Consider the following 22,766-nt stretch of genomic DNA (forward strand, 5'->3'; position numbering starts at 1 on the left):
CACAACGACACAACGAGCACAACGGAACACCGCGAGATCAATCCAAGGGTGGCCCCGTACCACGTTACCGCAGCAGCCGGCGCGAACTACTTACGGCACGCAGGCTCGGCAGGCCGAGCGACTGCTCCAAAAAACAACTTCTTCCGTTGTGACTCGTTGTGCTCGTTGTGTCGTTGTGTTGAATCCCAACCCCGCTCATGCCCCCTGCGGCGCACGGTCGTGATCGAAGTCCCTCGGCCCCGCGAGTTGCCCGGCCGTGACGCGTTCGTGGCCGGCGAGGTCGCGGTGGGTGGTGATCTCCAGGAACTCGGCGGCGGCGAACAGGGCGCGGACCGGTGCGCCCTGGCGGTAGCCGTGTTCCACCAGCAGGCGGCCGGCGGCGAGCAGGTGCGCCGGAGCGCCGGCGATGACCTGCTGCAGGGCCTCCAGGCCGGTGGGGCCGGCGATCAGGGCGGCCCGTGGCTCGAAGCGGGCGTCGCCCTGGTGTGGCTCCGGCTCGGAGTCGGCAATGTAGGGCGGGTTGGCGACGATCAGATCGAACCGCTCGCCGGCCACGGGTGCATACCAGTCGCCGGCGCGCCAGTCGATGTGTGCGAGGCCGAGACGCTCGCCGTTGCCCCGTGCGACCGCGAGTGCCCCGGTGCTGCGCTCCACCGCCGTGATGCGCGCCCGGGAATGCCCGCGGGCCAGCCCGAGGGCCAGCGCCCCGCTACCGGTGCCGAGATCCAGCGCCCGGCGGAACGGCTCGGCCAGGGCCAGCTCCAGCAGCAGCTCGGTCTCCGGGCGCGGGATCAGGACCTCCGGGGAGACCGTCAGGTCGAGGTCCCGGAACCCCTGCCGGCCGAGCAGATAGGCCACTGGCCAGCCTTCCGCGCGACGGGCGACCAGCGTCCGGAAGCGGGCGAGGGCGTCGGCATCCAGGAGACGCTCCGGATAGGCCCGCAGCGCGACCCGGCTGGCCCCGCTTACCGCCAGCAGGAGCAGCTCGGCATCCCGGTCCGCGCTCGGACTGGACCCCGCCAGCGCGCGCCGGCCCTCGCCGAGGGCGTCGCCGAATGAGCGCGTCCTGGCCCGCATCCGTCACCGATTCGCGGCGGCGGTCACTTCAGGCCGGCGGCGCGCAGCGCGATGGCGCGGTCCTCCAGCATCACCGGAATGCCGTCGTCAACGCGGTAGACGCGCTCCTCGTTCTCGGTGATCAGCCCCTCGTCCAGCGGCTGCTCAACCGGCGTGTCGTCCAGATAGCGTACGCCGCCGCCGGCGATGGCCTCGTTCAGGCGTTGCAGCTCGTCCCGGGTCATGGGGCGCACCGGGTGCTTGGTCACCGGGCAGCAGAGCACGTCCAGCAGCTTGCGATCGATCGCCATCGAACCCCTTCCCGCGGCCTCCGGGGCCGCCCGCCATCGGTTTCCCGGCAGGATACCAGAACCCGCCGCCCGCACCCCCGCGCGTAGCCAAGGCGGGGCGCGACCATTACTATGGACGCCCCGCCCGCGGCGACGAGAGCGAAGAGATTCCCCATGAGCGACGCCCCTATCGACAACCTCAACGTCCTTGCCCAGGAGCTCCTGCCGACGCCGGCCGAGGTCAAGGGCCGCCTGCCGCTGTCCGCGCGCGCCCGGGAGACGGTGGAGCAGGGCCGCAACGTGGTGCAGGACATCCTCGATGGCCGCGACCCTCGGCTGCTGGTGGTCATCGGCCCGTGCTCGATTCACGACGTCGAGGCCGCCAAGGACTATGCGCGGCGCCTCAAGGCGCTGCACGACGAGCTCGCCGACAGCCTGTACGTCGTCATGCGGGTCTACTTCGAGAAGCCGCGCACCACGGTGGGCTGGAAGGGGCTCATCAATGACCCCTACATGGATGACTCCTTCCACATCGAGGAGGGGCTCTACCGCGCTCGTGAGCTGCTGCTGCACATCGCCGAGCTCGGCCTGCCCGCCGGCACCGAGGCGCTGGATCCGATCACTCCCCAGTATCTGGGGGACCTGATCAGCTGGACCGCCATCGGCGCCCGCACCACCGAGAGCCAGACCCACCGCGAGATGGCGAGCGGCCTGTCCACGGCGGTGGGCTTCAAGAACGGGACCGACGGCAGCCTGGACGTGGCGATCAATGCCCTGCGCTCGGCGTCGAGCCCGCACAGCTTCCTGGGCATCACCCAGGAGGGGCGTTCGGCGGTGATCCGCACCCGCGGCAACCGTTACGGCCACGTGGTCCTGCGCGGCGGCAAGCAGCCGAACTACGACTCCGTGAGCATCGCCCTGTGCGAGAAGGAGCTGGCCGATGCCGACCTGCCCGTCAAGCTCATGGTCGACTGCAGCCACGCCAACTCGAACAAGGACCCGGCCCTGCAGCCCCTGGTGCTGGACAATCTCGTCAACCAGATCATCGAGGGCAACCGCTCCATCGTCGGCGTGATGATCGAGAGCAACATCGGCTGGGGCAACCAGAAGCTCGGCGACGACCCGGCCGCGCTCGAGTACGGCGTCTCCATCACCGATGCCTGCATCGACTGGCCGACCACCGAGCGCATTCTGCGCGACGCCAACGAGCGTCTTGCAGAGCCGCTGCCGGCAAGGGCCGGCTAGCGTTGCGCGGTACCCGATCCCAGACGCGCGGGGTTGACGCTATGCACGCACCGGAGGTTGAATCAGCCCTCGCATGGCCCGTGCCGCGGCCCCGGGGTGAGGCACGGCAGGCATGCGGCGCCGGTCGCGCGGGGCGCGGCCGTGTTGCGACAGGACCCGGTGTTGACCGGGAGGCGGGCCACCGCCCGAACGGAGGACCATAACGATGGCCGACAAGACCTCTCTGCCGATCAGGGGCATTGCGCCTTACGAGCCCGCTGAGGGCGAGGAGTACATGAACGAGGAGCAGCTGGAGCATTTCCGCCAGATCCTGCTCGCGTGGAAGCGCCAGCTCCAGGAGGAGGTCGAGCGCACGGTGAGCCACATGCGCGATGACGCCAACAACTACGCCGATCCGGCGGACCGGGCGACTCAGGAGGAGGAATTCGCGCTGGAGCTGCGCACACGGGACCGCGAGCGCAAGCTCATCCGCAAGATCGACGAGACGCTGGAGCGCATCCGAAAGGACGACTACGGCTTCTGCGACCAGTGCGGCGTCGAGATCGGCCTGCGCCGGCTGGAGGCGCGGCCCACGGCAACGCTCTGCGTGGACTGCAAGACGCTGGAGGAGATCAAGGAGAAGCAGCGCGTGGCGTAACCCGCCATCACGCCTGCTTTATCAGGCCGGCCGTCCTTCGGGGCGGCCGGCCTTTTTACTACGGGCCACTGCCCGGCGACATCCGTGCCCTGCATTGGGGCATGGGAGGGCGCGTCCCGCGAGGCCGAGTGTCCCGGCGGGAGATACACCGCTTCGCCCCGCACCCACCCCCAAAAGCGTTCTAGGCCTCGCGGATCCGGTGGAAAGACCGAGGGCTGGTCAGGCCTCGTCGGCGAGCGCCGCCAGCTGGTCCGCCTGGTGCTCGCTCACCAGCGGGTCGATGACCGGGTCCAGGTTCCCTGCCAGGATCTCCTCCAGCTTGTAGAGCGTGAGGTTGATGCGGTGGTCGGTGACCCGGCCCTGGGGGAAGTTGTAGGTGCGGATGCGCTCCGAGCGGTCGCCGCTGCCCACCAGCAGGCGCCGGGCCTCGCTGCGCTCCTGCACCGCGGCCTCGCGCTCCCGGTCCATCAGCCGCGCCTGCAGGAACGCCAGCGCCTTGGCGCGGTTCTTGTGCTGCGAGCGCTCGTCCTGGCACTCCACCACGATGCCCGTGGGCAGGTGAGTGACGCGGACCGCCGAGTCCGTCTTGTTCACGTGCTGGCCGCCGGCGCCCGAGGCGCGGAAGGTGTCCACCTTGAGCTCGGCGGGGTTCACGGTGATCTCGTCCAGCTCCTCGGCCTCCGGCAGCACCGCCACCGTGCAGGCCGAGGTATGGATGCGGCCCTGGGACTCGGTGGCCGGCACGCGCTGCACCCGGTGGGCGCCGGACTCGAACTTCAGCCGCGAGTACACGCCGTCGCCGCTGATGCGCACGATCACCTCGCGGTACCCGCCCTGCTCGCCGTGGCTCTCGCTGATCATCTCCGTACGCCAGCCGCGCTGCTCGGCGTAGCGCAGATACATGCGCAGCAGATCCCCCGCGAACAGCGCCGCCTCGTCGCCGCCCGTGCCGGCGCGGATCTCGAGATAGGTGTTGCGCTCGTCGTTCGGGTCGCGCGGAAGCATGAGCACCTTCAGCCGGCGCTCGAGCTGCTCGAGGCGCGCGCGTGCATCCCCCGCCTCGTCCTCGGCGAGCTCGCGCATGTCGGCATCGGCATCCCGGGCCATCTCCTCGGCGGCGGCAAGGTCCGATTCCGCCGCGCGGTACTCGGCCAGGGCCTGCACCAGCGGCTGCAGCCGCGAGTATTCCTGGGACAGGCGGGTGAAGCGCTTCTGCTCGCCGATTACGTCCGGGTCCGCCAGCAGCGCCTCGATCTCTTCGTGGCGCTCGCGCAGCTGCTCGAGCTTGTTGCGAAGGCTTGGATTCATGCGTCCTGTCCGTTGCCGTCCTCGTCGGCGTCGTCCTCCACGCCGAGGGTACGGTGGCTGATGCGAATGGTCAGCGGGTCGCCGCTGCGGGCCGCCTCGCGCAGGCCCAGGGTGGGCGCATGCAGCAGCTTGCGGGTGAGCCGGCGCGAGAGCTCCTGCATGACCTGCTCCGGATCATGCCCGGCGGCGAGCTGGCGCCGGGCCCACTGCAGCACCTGCTCGCGCTCGCGCTCGGCCTGCTGGCGGTAGCGCCGGATGGCGCCCACGGCGTCCAGGGTACGCAGCCAGTCCATGAAGCGCTCGGTCTGGGCGGTCACGATGGACTCCGCCTGACGGGCCGCCGCCTCGCGCGAGCGCAGGCTGTCGTCGATGACGCTGCGCAGATCGTCGATGGTGTAGAGGTAGACATCGGCGAGATCGCCCACCTCCGGCTCGATGTCCCGGGGCACCGCCACGTCCACCATGAACATCGGGCGGTGCTTGCGCTGGCGCAGGGCGCGCTCGACGCTGCCCTTGCCGAGAATGGGCAGCGCGCTGGCAGTGGAGGCGACGACGATATCGCACTCGGTGAGCCGGCGGGGAATGTCCGCGAGCTCGAGCGCCTCGCCACCATAGCCCTCGGCGATGCGCCGCGCCCGCTCCAGGCTGCGGTTGGCCACCAGCAGCCGGGTCAGACCCTGCTCGCGCAGGTGCCTGGCCGTGAGCTCCACGGTCTCGCCGGCGCCGATGAGCAGCGCCGTGCGCCGGTCCATGTCGCCGAAGATCTGGCGCGCCAGCGTCACCGCGGCGAAGGCCACGGACACCGGATGGGCGCCGATCTCGGTATCGGTGCGCACCTGCTTGGCCACCGAGAACGCGTGCTGGAACAGCCGCTCCAGGGTGCGCCCGAGCAGGCCGTGGCGATTCGCGGAGTGGTAGGCGAGCTTCGCCTGGCCGAAGATCTGCGGCTCCCCGAGCACCAGCGAGTCCAGCCCTGCCGCCACCGAGAGCAGATGGGAGACGGCCGCCCGGCCGCGGTGCACGTACAGATAGGGCGAGAGCCACTCCGCTGCCAGGCGGTGCTCGTGCTCCAGCCAGCGCTGCAGCACGGACGGCGTCGCCTCCGGGGCGAGCACGGCGTAGATCTCGGTGCGGTTGCAGGTGGACAGCACCGCAGCTTCCCGCACGCCGGGGCGTCGGGAGAGTGCAGCCAGGGCTTCGTCGAGCCGCTCGGCGGGGAATACCACCTGCTCGCGAACCTCGAGCGGGGCAGTCTTGTGATTGAGACCGAGGGTGACGACTGGCATCGAACTGTGGCCGAAAGATGAGTCGCAGATTGTAGGGGAGCAATGGTCGAACACAAGGGACGGATCAACCGGGCACCCGGTCGTCGCGGCACCGGTGGGCCGGTATAGTGGCGACGCGGGCCCCCGCCCGGGTCCGCTGGAACATCCACCCGCTCGAGGCGCAGGCATGCACCGCCCGTTGCTCGCTCTACTGTTCCTGGCCCTGCTCGCCGCATGTGCCGCCGGACCAGCCGACCAGGCCGCCCCCGACACCGGGCCGGTGCCGGCGCCGGACTCTCTCGGCCCGCCGCCGGAGGAGTCGGTACTCTACAACGTCCTGGTAGGCGAGCTGGCCGGCGCCCGGGGCGACGTCGCCCTGGCGGCGGAATCCTACCGGCGCGCCGCCGAGCGCAGCGGCGATCCGGCGGTGGCCGAGCGGGCCGCCCGCATCGCGCTCTATGCCGAGGCGCCGGAGCAGGCCCTGGCGGCGACGCAGCGCTGGCTCGAGCTGGAACCGGAGTCCGCGGACGCACGCCGCCTGCTCGGGCTGCTGCACCTGCGTGAGGGTGACGCGGATGCCGCCTTTGCAGCGCTGACCGAGACGCTGCCCGAGGCAGCGGAGGAGCGCGAGCAGGCCATCGCGCAGATCGGCGGCCTGCTGGCCGACGACGCGCGCAGCCGCACGGCGCTGGCTGTGGCCGAGCGGCTGGCCGAGACCTATCCGGATTCGCCGGGCGCGCAGCTTGCGCTGGCAAGGGTGGCGCTCGCCCTGGAGCGTCCGGCGCGGGCCCTGCAGGCGGTGCGTGGCGCCCTCGAGCAGCGGCCCGACTGGACGGCGGCACGGCTGCTCGAGGTGGACGTGCTCATGGCGCTGGAGCGCGAGGACGCTGCCGTCAGCGCCGTGCGCGCGCTGCTGGACGAGGCGCCGGATAGCGAGCAGCTGCGTCTGCGTTACGCCCGGCTGCTGGTCGGCCTGGGGCGCAACGTCGACGCCCTCGATCAGTTCGAGCGGCTGGTGGCGGCGCGGCCGGACGACCCGCAGGTGCTCTACTCGGCGGCCCTGCTCGCGCTGGAGAGCGGGCGGCTCGACTTCGCCCGGCAGACCCTGCAGCGGCTGCGCGAGCAGCGCGGACAGGAGGACGTGGCCAGCTACTACCTCGGCCGCCTGGCGGAGATCGAGGGCGATCTGTCGACGGCACTGGCGCGCTACGAGCGCACGGGGGGCGAGTACCGTGGCGAGGCGCAGCTGCGCATCGCCGTGGTGATGGCAGGGCAGGGGCGGATTGCCGCGGCGCGGCGCCATCTGGCCGAGCTGCGCGACGGCAACGGCAGCCTGGCCCCACGGGCGTGGGCCATCGAGGGCGAGGTGCTGCGCGAGGCCGGCCGCCTTGCGGAGAGCGTGGAGGTCCTGAGCCGCGGGCTCGAGGCCTATCCCGATGATGCCGATCTGCTCTACGGCCGGGCGATGAGCAACATCATGCGCGAGCGGCTCCCGACAGCGGAGGAGGACCTCCGGCGGATCATCGAGCAGGATCCGGAGAACGCCCACGCCCTGAACGCCCTCGGCTACACGCTTGTGGACCGCACCGAGCGCATCGCCGAGGGCAGTGAGCTCATAGAGCGCGCCTATGCCCTGCAGCCGGGCGACCCGGCGATCATCGACAGCATGGGCTGGGCCGCCTACCGGCGCGGGGATCTGGAGGAGGCCCGGGAATACCTCGAGCGCGCCTACGACATGGCCCCGGACCCGGAGATCGCGGCGCATCTCGGGGAGGTCCTCTGGCAGCTCGGCCGCCGCGAGCAGGCCCGCGAGATCTGGCAGTCCGCGCTCGCCGAGCACCCCGATCACCCGGTCCTGCGGGAGACCATGGAGCGGTTGCTGCCATGAGCGGCCACCGGCGGCTCCGGGCGCTGTGGCGTGCCGTGCTGCCGCTGGCGGCGACGCTGCTGCTCGGCGGCTGCGCCGTGGTGGCACCGCAACCGGATCGGGATGGCGAGCGGCTCGCCGTGGAGGACTGGGCGCCGCCCCTGGCGCCGGACGCCTGGCAGCTGCAGGGGCGCACGGCGCTGCGGGTTGGCGGCGACGGCGCCACCGCGAGCCTGTTCTGGCGCGAGGCCCCGGACCGCTACCGCATCGATCTGCGGGGCGCCTTCGGCGCGGGCGCGGTGCGTGTGGAAGGCGAGGCGGACCAGGTGACGCTGCGTACCGGGGACGGCAGCGTCCACCGCGCCGGCAGTGCCCGCGAGCTGGTGCGGGCGGTAACCGGCTACGACCTTCCGGTGGAATACCTGCGCTGGTGGGTGCGTGCCCGGCCCGTGCCCTGGCTCGGGGGCCAGGTGCGCGTGGGCGCCGAGGGCCTGCCCCAGCGCCTGGAGCAGGAAGGCTGGGTGGTCCGCTACGAGGGCTTCACGGAGGTGGGCGAGTATCGGCTGCCGCAGCGCCTGGAGGTCAGCCGTGAGGACGTGCTGGTGCGGCTGGTGGTGCGGCAGTGGGAGCTGGCCGAGTGAGTGCTGGCGGCTGGTGGCCCGCGCCCGCGAAGATCAACCGCTTCCTGCACGTTACCGGCCGTCGCCCGGACGGCTACCATGAGCTCCAGACCCTGTTCCAGTTCGTCGAGCCGGTGGACTGGCTCGCCTTCGAGCCCACCAGGGATGGCCGCATCTCCCGCCGTGGCGGGCTGACCGAGGTGGCCGAGTCGCAGGATCTGGTGGTACGGGCGGCGCGGCTGCTGCAGGCGGAGGCCGGGGTGGACCGGGGCGTGCGCATCCACCTGCGCAAGCGCATCCCCGCGGGCGCAGGGCTCGGCGGCGGCAGCTCGGACGCCGCCACCACGCTGGTGGCGCTCGACCGGCTCTGGGGCCTGCAGCTCGGGTCGGCGCGGCTCGCCGCGCTGGGTCTGCGTCTCGGCGCCGACGTGCCGGTGTTCGTCCACGGCCGCGCCGCCTGGGCGGAGGGCGTGGGCGAGCGCCTGACGCCGCTGACCGTGGACGAACCCTGGCTGCTGCTGGCCGACCCCGGTGTTCCCGTGGCCACCGGCGCGGTATTCGCTGACCGCAAATTGACACGTTCTCGAGGCCATATAACAATACGCGCCCTTGACGCGGGGGAGGCCGGCAACGACTGCGAGCCGGTGGTGCGTCGCCTCTATCCGGAGGTGGCGCGAATGCTGGATGCGCTCGCGCGCGTCGGCGAGCCGCGCCTGACGGGCACCGGAGGCTGCGCGTTTGTCACCTTTGGCGACGCGGCCGCGGCCCGCGCAGCGCAGGCGCGCCTGGGGGCAGGTCTGCGGACCTGGGTGAGTCGCGCCGTGAACCGCTCGCCGTTGCGGGACGGCCCGCAAGGCGCCGAGTCGGCGGGTGCGTGTACCGACCACTGGGGCGTAGCCAAGCGGTAAGGCACGGGGTTTTGATCCCCGCATTCGCAGGTTCGAATCCTGCCGCCCCAGCCAATTTCCGAATCGCCGTCAGGCCCATCGACGACAGCAGACGCCACAGGGTTTCACCGTGATCGAAAACGGACGCATGATGGTGTTCTCCGGGAACGCCAATCCCGTGCTGGCCCGTTCCGTGGCCGCTCATCTCAAGATCCGCCTCGGCGACGCCATCGTCTCGCGGTTCAGTGACGGCGAGGTGCAGGTAGAGATTAACGAGCACGTCCGCGGGCGCGACGTGTTCATCATCCAGCCCACCTGCCAGCCCACCAACGACAATCTCATGGAGCTGCTGGTGATCGCCGATGCGCTGCGCCGCTCCTCGGCCGCGCGCATTACAGCGGTGATCCCTTACTATGGCTACGCCCGCCAGGACCGCCGCCCGCGCTCCCAGCGCGTGCCGATCTCGGCCAAGCTCGCCGCGGACATGATCACCACCGCCGGCATCAACCGGGTGGTCACCGTCGATCTGCACGCCGACCAGATCCAGGGCTTCTTCAATATTCCGGTGGACAATGTCTATGCCTCGCCGGTGCTGCTCGGCGACATCTGGCGCCAGGTCCACCCCCGCAAGATCGTGGTCTCGCCGGACGTGGGCGGCGTGGTGCGCGCCCGCGCCATCGCGAAGCGCCTGGACGACGCCGAGCTCGCCATCATCGACAAGCGCCGCCCGCGGGCGAACGAGCTGCAGGTGATGAACATCATCGGCGATGTGCGCGACAAGACCTGCATCATCGTCGACGATATCGTGGATACCGCCGGGACCCTGTGCGAGGCGGCCAAGGCGCTGAAGGACAAGGGCGCTGATCACGTGGTGGCGTATATCACCCACGCCGTGCTCTCGGGCCCGGCCATCGAGCGCATCAGCAACAGTCACCTGGACGAGCTTGCGGTCACCGACAGCATCCCGCTGTCGCCGGCGGCGGAGGCCTGCCCCAAGATCCGGCAGCTCCCCCTCGCGGAGATGCTCGCCGAGACCATGCGGCGGGTGAACAACGACGAGTCGGTAAGTGAGCTCTTCGTGGACTGATGTCCACGAAGAGAGTTGCAAGTTCAAAGTCCAAAGTTCAAAGACCGCCTCCGAACGCCCCGATAAGGCTTGCGGCCGCGCGGAGCGAGTCTTTGAACTTTGAACTGGGAACCTTGAACTTTCCCGAAGGCCCACCTCTGGTCGCGGGGGTGGCCGGCCGCCAATGCGCGGCTCATTGACCACAACGGAGATCCACAACCCATGACGGTCGAACTCAAGCTCGACGCTACCGTTCGCACGGACCAGGGCAAAGGTGCGAGCCGCCGCCTGCGCCGTGCGAAGCAGATCCCGGGCATCATCTATGGTGCCGGCAAGGACCCGGTGTCCCTCACCTTCGACGAGGAGCAGGTGCTGCGCCTGATGCGTGAGGAGGCCTTCTTCTCCCAGCTCCTGGACGTCAAGGTGAAGGGCAAGCGGACCGAGCGGGTCATCCTCAAGGATCTGCAGCGCCATCCGTTCAAGCCGCTGGTCACGCACATGGACCTGCTGCGCATCCGCGCCGGCGAGAAGATGCGCCAGCACGTGCCGATCCACTTCCTCAACCAGGAAGACGCCAAGGGCGTGAAGCTCGAGGGCGGTCTGGTCCACCACGACCTTATCGAGCTCGAGGTGGAGTGCCTGCCCGAGAACCTGCCGGCGGCCATCGACGTGGACATCGCCGAGCTCGGCCTCGGCGAGTCCATCCATCTCTCCGACATTACCCCACCCGAGGGTGTCGTGTTCCCGGGGCTGGACCCCGAGAGCGATCACGACCCGGTGCTCGTCAGCATCCACCAGCCGCGCAAGGTGGTGGAAGAGGACGAGGAAGCGGCCGCCGAGGAGGCCGCGGGCGAGACCGAGGCCGAGGGCAGCGCCGAAGAGGGCTCTGCCAGCGAGGAGGCCGAGGGCGGCGAGGACGAGGCGAAGCGCGACGAGGGCTGAGCCCCCGTTGCGGGATGCCGCGGTCCGGGGCAATGCGCCGGACCGGCCGCCGGATCCCCGCCTGCAGTGGCGGATCGGTGCGATAGGTGAACCCCATGTCAGCCGTTTCCGCCAATGCGCCCATAAGCCTTGTGGTCGGCCTGGGCAATCCCGGGCCGCGCTACGAGGCGACACGGCACAACGCGGGCTACTGGCTGCTGGACGAGCTGTTGCGCCGCCACGGCGGCGCCCTGCGCAGCGAGCGCAAGTTCCACGGCGAGCTCGGGCGCATCCGCGTCGCCGGCCATGAGCTGCCTCTGCTGCGGCCCTCGACGTACATGAACCACAGCGGCCGGGCGGTGGCGGCCTATGCCGGCTTCTTCCGGCTGGCTCCGGCCTCGATCCTGGTCGTCCATGACGAGATCGACCTGCCCCCGGGCAGCGTCCGCCTCAAGCGTGGCGGTGGTCACGGCGGCCACAATGGCCTGCGCGACATTGCCGCGGCCCTGGGCACGCGTGAGTTCGCGCGCCTGCGCCTCGGCGTCGGCCATCCCGGCAGCAGCGACCTGGTGGTCCCCTACGTTCTCAGCGCCCCGGGCAAGGCCGAGCGCGCCGCCATCGACGACGCCATCGCCGAGGCCTGCGAGGCCCTGCCCTGGCTGCTCGAGGGCGAGTGGGATCGTGCCTTTCAGGCGCTTCACAGTGGATGAAAGGCAGGAGTTCAAGGTTGCAGGTTCAAAGTTCAAAGACCGCTGGAGCGGGCGCCTCGGCACTGGCTATGCCATGCGGTCTTTGAACCTTGAACTTTGAACTATCAACTACGCGGTGGCGTCCCTATGGGCTTCAAATGCGGCATCGTCGGCCTCCCCAACGTGGGCAAGTCGACGCTCTTCAATGCGCTCACGCGCAACGAGATTCCGGCGGAGAACTATCCGTTCTGCACCATCGACCCCAACGTCGGCATCGTGCCGGTGCCGGATCCGCGCCTGGAGCGGCTGGCGGCGCTGGTGCGGCCGCAGAAGGTGGTGCCCACCACCATGGAATTCGTCGATATCGCGGGGCTGGTCGCCGGTGCCTCGCGCGGGGAGGGGCTCGGCAACCAGTTCCTCGCCAACATCCGCGAGACCGATGCCGTAGCGCACGTGGTGCGCTGCTTCGAGAGCGAGGACGTGCATCACGTCGAGGGCCGCGTGGACCCGGTGGCGGATATCGAGACCATCAACACCGAGCTCATGCTCGCCGACCTGGAGACCGTCGAGCGGGCCCGGCAGCGCTATGAGCGCCGGGCGAAGTCGGCGGAGAAGTTCGCCATCGCCGCCCGGGACAGCCTGGCCGCCGTGGCCCGGGGCCTTGATGCCGGGGTGCCGGTACGTGCCCAGGAGCTGGACGACGCCGGGCGCGAGGCCCTCGCGGAGCTGCATCTGCTCACCGCCAAGCCCGTGCTGTACGTCGCCAACGTCACCGAAGACGGCTTCAGCGACAATGCGCAGCTCGACGCCGTCCGCGAGCTGGCAGCGCGGGAGGGCGCGCCCGTCGTTCCGGTCTGCGCCGCCATCGAGGCCGAGCTTGCCCAGCTCGACGATGCCGAGAAGGCCGAGTTCCTTGCCGAGTACGGGCTCGAGGAGCCGGGGCTGAATCGCGTCATCCGCGCCGGCTATGAGCTGCTCGGGCTGCTGACCTTCTTCACTGCCGGGCCCAAGGAGGTGCGCGCATGGACCGTGCCTCGCGGCGCCACGGCGCCGGAGGCCGCCGGGCGTATCCACACCGACTTCCAGCGCGGCTTTATCCGGGCCGAGGTCATCGCCTACGACGAGTTCATCGCCGCCGGCGGCGAGCAGGCCGCCAAGGACAGCGGCCGCATGCGCCTCGAGGGCAAGGAATACGTGATGCGGGAGGGCGACGTCTGCCACTTCCGCTTCAACGTCTGAGCCGGCACGGCCGAGAGCCGGCGCCGCGGTTGACACCCCATGACCCCGTCTGGATACTTCGCAGCCTGCCTTTCGTGGCTACGTAGCTCAGTTGGTTAGAGCACCACACTCATAATGTGGGAGTCGGTGGTTCGAATCCACCCGTAGCCACCACTACTCACTCCTCCAGCCCACGTACCACTCGCGGTCGCGCGAACAGGAAGCCCTGGGCGAGGGTGACCCCAATCTGCCGCAGGGCGTCCGCCTCGGCCTCGGTCTCCACGCCCTCGGCCACCACCAGCAGACCGAACTGCTCGGCGAGCGCGTAGGCGGTGCGCACGATGGTGAGGTTGTCCCGGTCCTCGGGTATCCCGTGCACGAAGGTGCGGTCGATCTTGAGCTTGTCCACGGGCAGGCGCTTCAGGTACTGGAGGGAGGCGAAGCCGGTGCCGAAGTCGTCGATGGCGACGGTGACGCCGAGCCCGCGCACGCGATCCAGGGCGTCGATGATCGCCGATTCCCGCCGCACGAAGGCCTGCTCGGTGACCTCCAGCTCCAGGCCCTCGGGGCGGGCGCCCGTCGCCTCCAGCACCGCCTCGAGCCGGGCCACGAAGTCGGGCCGTTCCAGCTCGCGCGGGGAGACGTTGACGCTCACGCGGTAGCCCCGTGGCAGGTCGTGGGTGGCGGCCAGGTGGCGGCCGACGGCGTGGAGCATGGCCTCGCCCAGGGGCTGGATGAGGCCGGTGGCCTCGGCCATGGGGATGAAGCGCCCGGGCGAGATCCAGCCCTCCGCGGGGTGGTGCCAGCGCACCAGCGCCTCGGCGCCGGCGACGCTGCTGTCGGCAAGGTGATGGATGTCCTGCAGGGCCAGACGCAGGCCGGTGCCGCCAAGGGCATGGCGCAGCTCGCCCTCCAGGTGCACCCGGTCCAGGGCCTCCTCGGTGAGGGCGCGGCGGTACCATGCGGTGCCATTGCCGCCCTCGCGCTTCGCCTGGTAGACGGCGGCGTCGGCGTACTGCAGCAGCCGCTCGGCGTCGCGCGCATCCGCCGGGAAGCAGGCCGCGCCGATGCTCACGCGCAGCGCGAAGCCGTGCCGGCCGGCGGTGACCGGGCGCTGAAGGCTTGCCCGCAGCCGCTCGACCAGCGCGGTAACGGCCCCCTCACGGGCCGGCTCGAGCACGAGCACGAGTTCGTCGCCGCCGATGCGCGCCAGCCAGGCCTCTGCCGGCATCACGTCCGCCACTCGCTCGGCGAAGGCCCGCAGGGCGTCGTCGCCGACGCCGTGGCCCCAGCCGTCGTTGATGTTCTTGAAGTCATCGACATCCAGATAGAGCACGGCCACGGTGGCCGCCGCGCGCCGTACCCGCGCCACCGCCTGGGCCAGGTGATCCTCCAGCATCAGGCGGTTGGGCAGCCCGGTGAGGCTGTCGTAATAGGCGAGCTGACGCAGCTCCGCCTCCATGCGCTTGCGCCGGGTGACGTTGGTGAGGAAGCCGCGCCAGACCTGCAGGCCGCCCGCGCGCACTTCCGCGGTCGCCACCGCCTGCAGCCACTCCCGGCGCACCGCGCCGTCGGCCTCGGCGAAGTCGATGCGGAAGTCCAGCGGCTCGCCCGGCGGGGCATCGGCGCGGTCGCGCAACACCCCGAGCAGGGTGTCGCGATCCTCGGGTACCACCCGTTGCAGCAACGGGCCGATATCGCCCGCCACCTGCTCCTGGCTGACCCCGAGGATCTGCGGCGCGCGGTCGCCGAGATAGGGCAGCCAGGCCCTGCCCGTGTCGCGCTGGCAGTGGAGCTCGAAGGGCACGCCGGGGGCGTGGCGTGAGATTCCGGCAAGGCGCGCCTCGCGCTCGCGGCTCGCGGCCTCGGCCGCGCGCAGGTCGGTGATGTCCTGGATGGCGCCGAGAACCCGCACCGGCCGCGTGCCGTCGTATTCCGGCTCGCCCAGCACGCGCACCCGGCGCTCGCCGCCCCCGTTGGTCTGCAGCGGCAGTTCCAGGTCGTAGTGCAGCCCGGAGCGCAGGCAGCGCCCGAAGGCGGCCAGCAGCTCCTGGCGAGGGCCGCCTTCGGGGAAATGGCCGAACGCCTCGTCGAGACCGGGCTGATGGCCCGGCGGGTGGCCGAACAGGCGGCAGGTGATGTCGGACCACCACAGCTCGCTGGCATCGATGTCGTAGGACCACGCGCCCACCCGCGCGAGCCGGTTGGTCTTCTCCAGCAGGCTGTGGTAGCGGGCGAGGCGGCCCTGCTGGGCGCGCTCCTCGGTGAGGTCGCGCAGCGCGATCACCGCCCCCGCCGCGGTGCCGTCGGCGTCCCGCAGCGGCGTCGCCTGCAGGTCGGCCGGGAAGCGGTCACCGTCCGGCCGGGTGACGATCACCGCCTCGGCGGCGTCCGTGCCGCCCTCGGCGAGGGCGTGAGCGACCGGGTCATGGGGCGGTCGGTGCTCGTCGGCCGTGCTTATCCGGAGCACCTCCCGGTAGTGTCGACCCCGCACCTCGCCCTCGTCGGTGCCGAGGAGTGCCAGGTACGCCCGGTTGGCGAACCAGATGCGGCCGCCTCGATCGACGCGGCAGATACCCTCGCCCACGGTGTCGAGGATCAGCCGCAGCTCGTGCTGGGTCTCGCGGGCCTGATCCCGCGCGGCCTCGCGCTGATCGGCGAGCTCCTGCAGCTGGTGATGGCTCGGTAGCGCGATGGCCTTGGGCATCAGCCGCCAGAGGGCGACGGCGGTGGTGGCGGAGACCGCCGCGGTGGCGAGCTTGACGAGGCCCTCGCTGTAGTAGAGCGGCTGCCAGATGGTCACCGCCCCCAGCACGTGCGTGACCCCGCAGAGCAGAATGAACGCGGCGAACATCAGGAATACGCGATCGAACACCACGTCCCGGCGCCGCAGTACCAGATGCCCCATGGCGAGCGGGATCGAGAAGTAGGACAGGGCGATGACGGCGTCGGCGCCGAGGTGCAGCGAGAGCAGGTCGGCTCGCCAGTAGTAGCAGTGGCCGTGGGGCATGAAGGCGGGCAGCGTATCGGCAAACCAGGACATCAACCGGATCTCCGGGCAACAGACGTACCTTCCGCGACCCGGGGGCCGCAGCACGCCTGAGGCGGTGCGAGGTTCAGAGGTGCTGTGCGGCCCGGCGGACAGCGGGCCGCGCGTACTACGCAAGAGGTATCGGCCGCCGGCCCGGCGGGTAAAGTCGCCGCAGCGCGTCGGCAGGATGGACCGGATTAGGCAGTTGGGGGTTCAACTGTTATGCTTCCCCGGCCTGTCACGCCGCGTCTCTCGCCCCTGTCCAGCCGACTCCTGGCCGCCGGTAAGCGACGTCTAAGCGCCCTCTCGGCGCCGTGCCTTGCCGGTTTCTGCCATTTCCCGATTTGCCGCCATGGCGGCCATGGAGTTCGTGTTGTCCTTCGATAGCCTCAATCTCGATCCGATCCTGCTGCGCGCGGTGACCCGCTGCGGCTTCGACACCCCCAGCGACATTCAGCGCGAGGCCATCCCGCTGGCGCTTGCTGGCAAGGACCTGATGGCCTCGGCCCAGACCGGCACGGGCAAGACGGCCGCCTTCGTGCTGCCGGCCCTGCAGCGCCTGCTGACCCCGCCGGCCCGCGCCGGGCGCGGCCCCCGGGTGCTGGTGCTGACGCCGACCCGCGAGCTGGCGACCCAGGTCTCCGAGGCCATCGGCGAGCTGGGCCGCTTCACCCGCCTCAGCGGCGGCGCCGTGGTGGGCGGCATGCCCTACCCGCCGCAGCAGCGGCTGCTGCGCCAGCCCCTGGATCTGCTGGTGGCGACCCCCGGGCGCCTGATGGATCACATGGAGCGCGGCCGCGTCGACTTCTCCCGGCTCGAGCTGCTCGTGCTGGACGAGGCCGACCGCATGCTCGACATGGGGTTCGTCGACGCCGTCGAGCGCATCGCCGCGGCGACGCCGCAGGACCGCCAGACGCTGCTGTTCTCCGCGACCTTCGAGGGCGCGGTGAAGCGGGTCGCCGACCGCCTGCTGCGGGAGCCGGTCCGCCTCGAGATGACGGCGGTCACGGCCCGCCACGAGGACATCACCCAGCGCGTGCATCAGGCCGACCACCTCGACCATAAGCATGCCCTGCTGGACCGCCTGCTGCGGGAGGGCAGCGAGGGCCAGGCGCTGGTGTTCACGTCCACCAAGCGCGGCGCCGACGCCCTGGCCTCGCGGCTGCGCGACGAAGGGCATCGCAGCAACGCGCTGCACGGCGACATGAGCCAGCACGAGCGCCGGCGTGCCGTCGAGCAGCTGCGCGGCGGCCGGGTGCGGGTGATGGTGGCGACCGACGTCGCCGCGCGCGGGCTGGATATCCGCACCCTGGGTCTGGTGATCAACTTCGATCTGCCGAACTCGCCGGAGGACTACGTCCACCGCATCGGGCGCACGGGGCGGGGCGGCGATCAGGGCACGGCGATCTCGCTCATTGGCCGGCAGGACTGGCCGCGCCTGGCGCGCATCGAGCGCCTTACCGGGCAGCGCCTCGAGCGGGCCGTGCTGAGCGGCCTCGAGCCCCGCTATCCGGAGCCGCGGGGCGGCAGTGAGCGCCCGGGGCGTGGCCGCGGCGGCCCCCGCCGGGGGAGCGGCCCGGCCCGGGGTGCGCCCCGTCGTCGCCCCGCCAGCGCCTGAGATTCATGGCGTCGGGCCGGCGCTGTGCCGGCTCGACCAGCCCTGGAGATCCGCGCCCGCAGCCGTGATTCGCTGGGATATCCGGGCCAGACCCTGCATTGGGAGGCGAGAGCCCTATGGCCAAAACGAATTTCCGTTTCGAGAAGCGCCAGCGCGAGCTGGACAAGCAGCGCAAGAAGGACGAGAAGGCCCAGCGCCGCCTCGCCCGCAAGGGCACCGTGGAGGAGGGCGACGAGCAGGCCGCCGGGGATGCCCCCGGGGAATCGGCCCCGACGGCGCCAGCCGTTGAGCCGTCCGGCCACTGAGCCGTCCCGGCAGGGCGCCGTCCGGCGGCATCGGTCCTGGGGCTCCGCAGCGCACCGGCAGGCGCGTTAGACTGCCTACGGAGCCGCTTGCGGAGGGTTCATTATGCCCCGTCGTCGTCAGCCGGACAGTGCGCGTCTGGATGCGCTGGTCGCCCAGACCCAGCGGGCCCGGACCGAGCGCGCCCAGGGCTATCGGGAGCAGGCCCTGCAACGGCTGCCCTGGGTGTGCGGCCGCTGCGGTCGCAGCTTCACCCGTGCCAACGTGCACGAGCTCACGGTGCACCACCGCGATCACAACCACGACCACAATCCCCCGGACGGCAGCAACTGGGAGCTGCTCTGCCTCTACTGCCACGACGACGAGCACCGCCGTGCGGTGGAGGCCCGCGGCACGGATGCCGACGGCACGGGCTCTGCCACCGGAACCCACAAGGGCCTGGCCGGGCTGGCGGAGCTCCTCGGGCGCAAGCCCTGAGTGGCGGCCTCCCGCGGGCGACAGCCCCGGCACCACCCGCATTGCGGCGACAGGCTCGCCGCGCGACCAGCGATAGCGAATGAAGACACCGAAACGCCTCCAGCCCCTGATCGAGGACGGCCTCGTCGACGAGGTCGTGCGGCCGTTGAAGAGCGGCAAAGAGGCGGCCGTCTACGTGGTCCGCGCCGGCGGCGAGGTGTGCTGCGCCAAGGTCTACAAGGCGGCCCAGGAGCGCGGCTTCCGCCAGCGCGCCGAGTACGGCGAGGGGCGCCGGGTGCGCAACACCCGGCGCGCCCGGGCCATGGCGCGGGGCACGCGCTATGGCCGCGAGGCCGAGGAAGCGGAGTGGCAGAGCGCCGAGGTGGGGGCGCTGTACCGCCTGGCCGACGCCGGCGTGCGGGTGCCGCGGCCCCACCTCTTCGTCGACGGCGTGCTGCTCATGGAGCTGGTGACAGATGCCGATGGCGCCGCGGCGCCGCGCCTCGACACCATCCTGCCGAGCGCCGATCAGGCCCTGGCGTGGCACCGGACGCTGATGCACGAGGTGGTGCGCATGCTCTGCGCCGGGCTCATCCACGGTGACCTTTCCGAGTACAACGTGCTGGTGGATGCCGCCGGACCGGTGATCATCGACCTGCCCCAGGCGGTGGACGCCGCGGGCAACAACAACGCCTGCCGGCTGCTGGTGCGGGACGTCGACCATCTCACGGACTATTTCGCCCAGTTCACGCCGGATCTGGCGGATACCGACTATGCAGGGGAGATCTGGTCGCTCTACGAGGCCGGCCGGCTGACCCCGCACACCGAGCTCACCGGCCGTTTTGAGGCCGAGGTGCATACCCCCGACGTCGCCGCGGTGCTGCGCGCGATCGAGGCAGCGCGGGCCGAGGCCCTGCTCGGCGATCGCGCCTTTGACGAGGACGACGAGGACGAGGAGACCGGCTGATACCGGGGCGATCCCTCAGAGCAGGAAGAGCGTCGCGAGCCCGAGGAAGGCCAGGAACCCCACGACGTCGGTCACCGTGGTGAGCACCACGCCTCCGGCCAGCGCCGGGTCGATGCCCAGGCGTTTCATGCTGAGCGGGACGACCACGCCGGAGAGCGCGGCACAGGCCAGGTTGATCACCATGGCGGTGGCGATGATGACGCCGATGGCGGGGCGCCCGAACCAGAGCGAGGCCACGCCTCCCACCACCAGTGCCCAGAGCACACCGTTCAGCGCGCCGACGCGCAGTTCCTTGAGCAGCAGTGCGCGCGCGTTGCGCGTGGCCACCTGGCCGAGGGCGATGGCGCGGATCACCAGGGTGAGGGTCTGGGTGCCGGCAATGCCGCCCATGCTGGCGACGATGGGCATGAGCACGGCGAGTGCCACCACCTGCTGGATCGTGGCCTCGAACAGCCCGATGACGTAGGCGGCGAGAAAGGCGGTGAGCAGGTTGATGCCGAGCCACAGGGCCCGCCGGCGTGCGCTCGACCACACCGGCGCGAACAGATCCTCCTCCTCGGCGAGACCGGCCATGTTCATGATCGACCGCTCGGCCTCGTCGCGGATCACGTCCACCACGTCATCGATGGTGATACGGCCCACCAGCCGCCCCTCCCCGTCCAGCACCGGGGCGGAGATCAGGTCGCGGTCCTCGAAGGTCTTGGCGACGTCCACCGCCGGCGTGTCGGCGGCAATGGGCTCGAAGTCCCGGTCCAGGATCTCGGCGACGGTGCGGTCGGGCTCGCGGGTGAGGAGGTCGCTCACCCGCAGCACGCCGAGGAAGCGGTCGAAGCGGCTGACCACGAACAGCTTGTCGGTGAACTCGGGCATCTCCCCGCGCATGCGCAGGTAGCGCAGCACCACGTCGAGGCTGACGTCCGGGCGCACCGTCACCGTGTCGGTGTTCATCAGGCCGCCGGCACTGTCCTCCGGGTAGGACAGGACGGACTCGAGGCGCTGCCGGTTCTGCTTGTCCATGGACCGCAGGACTTCCCCGGTCAGGGTCGCCGGCAGGTCCTGGAGGAAGTCGGCGAGGTCGTCCATGTCCATGCCGGAGGTGGCGGCGAGCAGCTCCTCGTCGTCCATCTCCTCGATCAGGCCGCTGCGCACCTCGTCGTTGACGTGCAGCAGCACCTCGCCGTCGTTCTCCTCGTCCACCAGCTCCCAGAGCAGCTTGCGCTCGGCAGCGGGGAAGGACTCGAGCAGATGGGCGATCTCGGCCGGATGCAGCGCGTTCAGCATGCGCCGCGCCTGCTGCACCGTGCCGCTCTCCAGCAGCTCGGAGACGGCCTCGACCAGGTTGGCCGGCTTCTCCTCGACGGCTTCCTCGGCCATGGGGTGCTACTCCTTCTGCGCCCCGGGCGGTTGCGCTGCCAGGGGATGAACGGTGCCCCATTGTCCGGGCACACGGCCGCCTTGGCGAGTGCGGCGCGGGCATCCAGCTCGGCAGGATTAAAGGCAGAACCGCAAAGGCGCAAAGGACGCGAAGGCGGGAATGGCGGATGGTCTGCCAGCGGGCGGCGAGGTCAGCCGCTGCCAAGCGCCCCCCGGAACGACCCTCTTGGCGTCTTCCTTTGCGCCCTTGGCGGCTTTGCGGTCATCTCCGGGCGCAAGGCATTCAACACAACGACACAATGATCACAACGATGCACAACGAACAGATTGCTCTGCGTTGTGAACCGTTGTGCCCGTTGTGTCGTTGTGTTTAATCCGGCGGTCGCAACGAAAGCGGTCAGACGTCCTCACCGAAGCGATCGGCGACGAGCGCCTCGAGGGCGTCCAGGGCCTCGGGTGCGTCCTCGCCCTCGGCCTCCACCAGCAGCTCGGTACCGCGGCCGGCGGCGAGCATCATCAGGCCCATGATGCTCTTGCCGTTGACCCGCCGGCCGTCCAGCTCCACATGCACGCTGGCCTGGTACTCGGCGGCCACGGCCACGAAGCGCGCCGCGGCGCGGGCATGCAGACCGAGGCGGTTGACGATGGTGAGCCGCCGTCGCACGGGCGCGGATTCAGCCCCCATGGTCCTGCCTGAGCAGCGGCGAAGGCTCCACCAGCAGGATGCCGTCGCGCCCGCCGGAGAGGGCCTTGGCGCGCAGCTCCTCCAGCGGCAGCTGCGGGTAGTTCAGCACGCGCAGGAGCATGGGCAGGTTGACCCCGGAGATCACCGGCGCGCCGGCCTGCTGGCCGAGGCGCACGGCGACGTTGCTCGGTGTCGAGCCGAAGGCGTCGGTGAGGATCAGGGCGCCGTCGCCGTCGTCGAGCTGGCCGAGGAGGGTAAGGCCGCGCTGCAGCGCCGCCGACGGGTCGCTGTCCTGGGGCACCCCCAGCGTGCCCGTGGCGAGCGGGTGGCCGCCGAGGATGGTGCGCGCCGTGCGCAGCAGCTCCTCGCCGAGCCGGTTGTGGGTGACGAGCAGCACGCCGACGCTCATGACAGCTCCCGATGGCGGACGGTGACGGCGACGCCTTCCTCGCGGAACCGGCGCGCCAGATGCTCGGCGAGGTACACCGAGCGGTGCTGGCCGCCGGTACAGCCGATGGCGATGGTGAGATAGCTGCGGTTCTCCCGGCGGAAGGCCGGCAGCCAGTGGGAGAGGAAGGCGCCGACGTGCTCGAGGTAGTCGCCCACCAGCTCGCTCGCGCCGAGATACTCGGCGACCGCCGGGTCGCGCCCGGTGAGAGGGCGCAGGTCCGGCTGCCAGTGGGGGTTCGGCAGGCAGCGGGCGTCGAACACGAAATCCGCGTCCGGCGGCGTCCCATGCTTGTAGCCGAAGGACTCCAGCAGCAGCGACAGGCTGTGCGGCGCCCGCGCCAGCCGGTCGCGGACGATGTCCCGGAGCTGATGCACCGTGGTATGGGTGGTGTCGAGCGTGAGATCGGCGCGCTCCAGCAGCGGCATGAGCAGCTCCCGCTCGCCGGTGATCGCCTCCCCCAGGGGGACCTCCGGGCCGCTCAGCGGATGCCGCCGGCGGGTCTCGCTGAAGCGCTTCAGCAGGGTGTCGTGAGCGGCATCCAGGAAGACGATCTCGCAGGCGATGCCATGATCCTCCAGGGTCGCGAGGATCTCGGGAAAGCGGGCCAGGTCCTCCGGGCGGTTGCGCGCGTCGATACCCACGGCGTAGCGCCCGGACTGCCCGTCGGCGGTGATGTGTGCGCCGAAGGCCTCGAGCAGCGCCACCGGAAGGTTGTCGATGCAGTAGAACCCCGCATCCTCCAGCGTGGCGAGGGCGACGCTCTTGCCGGACCCCGAGAGCCCGCTGATGATGACCAGTCTCCGCTCCTGCAT

General features: G+C 70.8%; 22 protein-coding genes and 2 tRNA genes. 15 read left to right on the forward strand and 9 right to left on the reverse strand.

Annotation, left to right across the window (positions count from 1 at the left end):
* Window positions 1-195: 195 nt before the first annotated feature.
* Both prmC and LMH63_RS03990 read right to left on the reverse strand, forming a co-directional pair.
* The gene (gene prmC, locus LMH63_RS03985; RefSeq protein ID WP_109676055.1) at window positions 196-1,077 is read right to left on the reverse strand and encodes a peptide chain release factor N(5)-glutamine methyltransferase; all 882 of its coding nucleotides are present in this window, start codon (window positions 1,075-1,077) and stop codon (window positions 196-198) included.
* A 23-nt stretch (window positions 1,078-1,100) separates the two neighbouring features.
* On the reverse strand, window positions 1,101-1,367 hold the full coding sequence (locus tag LMH63_RS03990; protein WP_109676053.1) for a Trm112 family protein: 267 nt from the start codon (window positions 1,365-1,367) through the stop codon (window positions 1,101-1,103).
* Window positions 1,368-1,520: 153 nt separating this feature from the next.
* Here LMH63_RS03990 and LMH63_RS03995 point away from each other — a divergent pair, with 153 nt between their 5' ends.
* Both LMH63_RS03995 and dksA read left to right on the forward strand, forming a co-directional pair.
* Window positions 1,521-2,591, forward strand: a complete 1,071-nt coding sequence (locus LMH63_RS03995) for a 3-deoxy-7-phosphoheptulonate synthase (protein WP_109676051.1) — start codon at window positions 1,521-1,523, stop codon at window positions 2,589-2,591.
* A 205-nt stretch (window positions 2,592-2,796) separates the two neighbouring features.
* The gene (gene dksA, locus LMH63_RS04000) at window positions 2,797-3,228 is read left to right on the forward strand and encodes an RNA polymerase-binding protein DksA (RefSeq protein ID WP_109676049.1); all 432 of its coding nucleotides are present in this window, start codon (window positions 2,797-2,799) and stop codon (window positions 3,226-3,228) included.
* Window positions 3,229-3,447: 219 nt separating this feature from the next.
* Here dksA and prfA read toward each other — a convergent pair whose 3' ends face one another.
* Both prfA and hemA read right to left on the reverse strand, forming a co-directional pair.
* A complete protein-coding gene (gene prfA / locus LMH63_RS04005; protein WP_109676047.1) occupies window positions 3,448-4,536 on the reverse strand; it encodes a peptide chain release factor 1 in 1,089 nt (362 codons plus the stop codon).
* Complete coding sequence (hemA, locus tag LMH63_RS04010; protein ID WP_109676045.1) at window positions 4,533-5,822, reverse strand: glutamyl-tRNA reductase; 1,290 nt, start codon at window positions 5,820-5,822, stop codon at window positions 4,533-4,535. Before hemA ends, prfA begins: the two co-directional genes overlap by 4 nt.
* Before the next feature lie 166 nt (window positions 5,823-5,988).
* On the opposite strand from hemA, the gene LMH63_RS04015 reads away from it, so the two are divergent.
* The 9 genes from LMH63_RS04015 (at window position 5,989) to LMH63_RS04055 (ending at window position 13,243) form a co-directional block, all read left to right on the forward strand.
* On the forward strand, window positions 5,989-7,689 hold the full coding sequence (locus tag LMH63_RS04015; RefSeq protein ID WP_109676043.1) for a tetratricopeptide repeat protein: 1,701 nt from the start codon (window positions 5,989-5,991) through the stop codon (window positions 7,687-7,689).
* A complete protein-coding gene (gene lolB, locus LMH63_RS04020; RefSeq protein WP_109676041.1) occupies window positions 7,686-8,309 on the forward strand; it encodes a lipoprotein insertase outer membrane protein LolB in 624 nt (207 codons plus the stop codon). Before LMH63_RS04015 ends, lolB begins: the two co-directional genes overlap by 4 nt.
* Complete coding sequence (ispE, locus tag LMH63_RS04025) at window positions 8,306-9,196, forward strand: 4-(cytidine 5'-diphospho)-2-C-methyl-D-erythritol kinase (RefSeq protein ID WP_109676039.1); 891 nt, start codon at window positions 8,306-8,308, stop codon at window positions 9,194-9,196. The genes lolB and ispE overlap by 4 nt, the downstream gene beginning before the upstream one ends.
* Window positions 9,176-9,250 (forward strand) — tRNA-Gln (locus LMH63_RS04030). The genes ispE and LMH63_RS04030 overlap by 21 nt, the downstream gene beginning before the upstream one ends.
* 73 nt (window positions 9,251-9,323) lie before the next feature.
* Complete coding sequence (locus LMH63_RS04035) at window positions 9,324-10,262, forward strand: ribose-phosphate diphosphokinase (protein ID WP_109676037.1); 939 nt, start codon at window positions 9,324-9,326, stop codon at window positions 10,260-10,262.
* Window positions 10,263-10,463: 201 nt separating this feature from the next.
* Window positions 10,464-11,183: a 50S ribosomal protein L25/general stress protein Ctc gene (locus tag LMH63_RS04040; RefSeq protein WP_109676035.1), complete on the forward strand. Its 720-nt coding sequence runs from the start codon at window positions 10,464-10,466 to the stop codon at window positions 11,181-11,183.
* A 95-nt stretch (window positions 11,184-11,278) separates the two neighbouring features.
* Complete coding sequence (gene pth / locus LMH63_RS04045) at window positions 11,279-11,872, forward strand: aminoacyl-tRNA hydrolase (protein ID WP_109676033.1); 594 nt, start codon at window positions 11,279-11,281, stop codon at window positions 11,870-11,872.
* Between the two features lie 126 nt (window positions 11,873-11,998).
* The gene (gene ychF / locus LMH63_RS04050; RefSeq protein ID WP_109676031.1) at window positions 11,999-13,090 is read left to right on the forward strand and encodes a redox-regulated ATPase YchF; all 1,092 of its coding nucleotides are present in this window, start codon (window positions 11,999-12,001) and stop codon (window positions 13,088-13,090) included.
* Window positions 13,091-13,166: 76 nt separating this feature from the next.
* Window positions 13,167-13,243 (forward strand) — tRNA-Met (locus tag LMH63_RS04055).
* Between the two features lie 4 nt (window positions 13,244-13,247).
* Here LMH63_RS04055 and LMH63_RS04060 read toward each other — a convergent pair.
* Window positions 13,248-16,112 (reverse strand): sensor domain-containing protein, encoded by a 2,865-nt coding sequence (locus tag LMH63_RS04060; RefSeq protein ID WP_109676029.1) that lies wholly within the window; start codon window positions 16,110-16,112, stop codon window positions 13,248-13,250.
* Between the two features lie 340 nt (window positions 16,113-16,452).
* Between LMH63_RS04060 and LMH63_RS04065 the strand changes: the two genes are divergently transcribed.
* The 4 genes from LMH63_RS04065 (at window position 16,453) to LMH63_RS04080 (ending at window position 19,444) form a co-directional block, all read left to right on the forward strand.
* Complete coding sequence (locus LMH63_RS04065) at window positions 16,453-17,718, forward strand: DEAD/DEAH box helicase (protein ID WP_229332722.1); 1,266 nt, start codon at window positions 16,453-16,455, stop codon at window positions 17,716-17,718.
* Window positions 17,719-17,834: 116 nt separating this feature from the next.
* On the forward strand, window positions 17,835-18,023 hold the full coding sequence (locus LMH63_RS04070; RefSeq protein WP_109676027.1) for a hypothetical protein: 189 nt from the start codon (window positions 17,835-17,837) through the stop codon (window positions 18,021-18,023).
* A gap of 103 nt (window positions 18,024-18,126) precedes the next feature.
* Window positions 18,127-18,498: a YajD family HNH nuclease gene (locus LMH63_RS04075; protein ID WP_109676025.1), complete on the forward strand. Its 372-nt coding sequence runs from the start codon at window positions 18,127-18,129 to the stop codon at window positions 18,496-18,498.
* 79 nt (window positions 18,499-18,577) lie between these two features.
* Window positions 18,578-19,444 (forward strand): PA4780 family RIO1-like protein kinase, encoded by an 867-nt coding sequence (locus LMH63_RS04080; RefSeq protein ID WP_109676023.1) that lies wholly within the window; start codon window positions 18,578-18,580, stop codon window positions 19,442-19,444.
* A gap of 15 nt (window positions 19,445-19,459) precedes the next feature.
* Here LMH63_RS04080 and mgtE read toward each other — a convergent pair whose 3' ends face one another.
* The 4 genes from mgtE to rapZ all read right to left on the reverse strand — a co-directional run bounded on the left by mgtE (window position 19,460) and on the right by rapZ (window position 22,766).
* Window positions 19,460-20,818 (reverse strand): magnesium transporter, encoded by a 1,359-nt coding sequence (gene mgtE / locus LMH63_RS04085; RefSeq protein WP_109676021.1) that lies wholly within the window; start codon window positions 20,816-20,818, stop codon window positions 19,460-19,462.
* A gap of 397 nt (window positions 20,819-21,215) precedes the next feature.
* On the reverse strand, window positions 21,216-21,503 hold the full coding sequence (locus LMH63_RS04090; protein WP_109676019.1) for an HPr family phosphocarrier protein: 288 nt from the start codon (window positions 21,501-21,503) through the stop codon (window positions 21,216-21,218).
* Window positions 21,493-21,912: a PTS sugar transporter subunit IIA gene (locus LMH63_RS04095; protein ID WP_109676017.1), complete on the reverse strand. Its 420-nt coding sequence runs from the start codon at window positions 21,910-21,912 to the stop codon at window positions 21,493-21,495. Before LMH63_RS04095 ends, LMH63_RS04090 begins: the two co-directional genes overlap by 11 nt.
* A complete protein-coding gene (gene rapZ / locus LMH63_RS04100) occupies window positions 21,909-22,766 on the reverse strand; it encodes an RNase adapter RapZ (protein ID WP_109676015.1) in 858 nt (285 codons plus the stop codon). Before rapZ ends, LMH63_RS04095 begins: the two co-directional genes overlap by 4 nt.

This window comes from Spiribacter halobius (assembly GCF_020883455.1).
Lineage (GTDB): Bacteria > Pseudomonadota > Gammaproteobacteria > Nitrococcales > Nitrococcaceae > Sediminicurvatus > Sediminicurvatus halobius.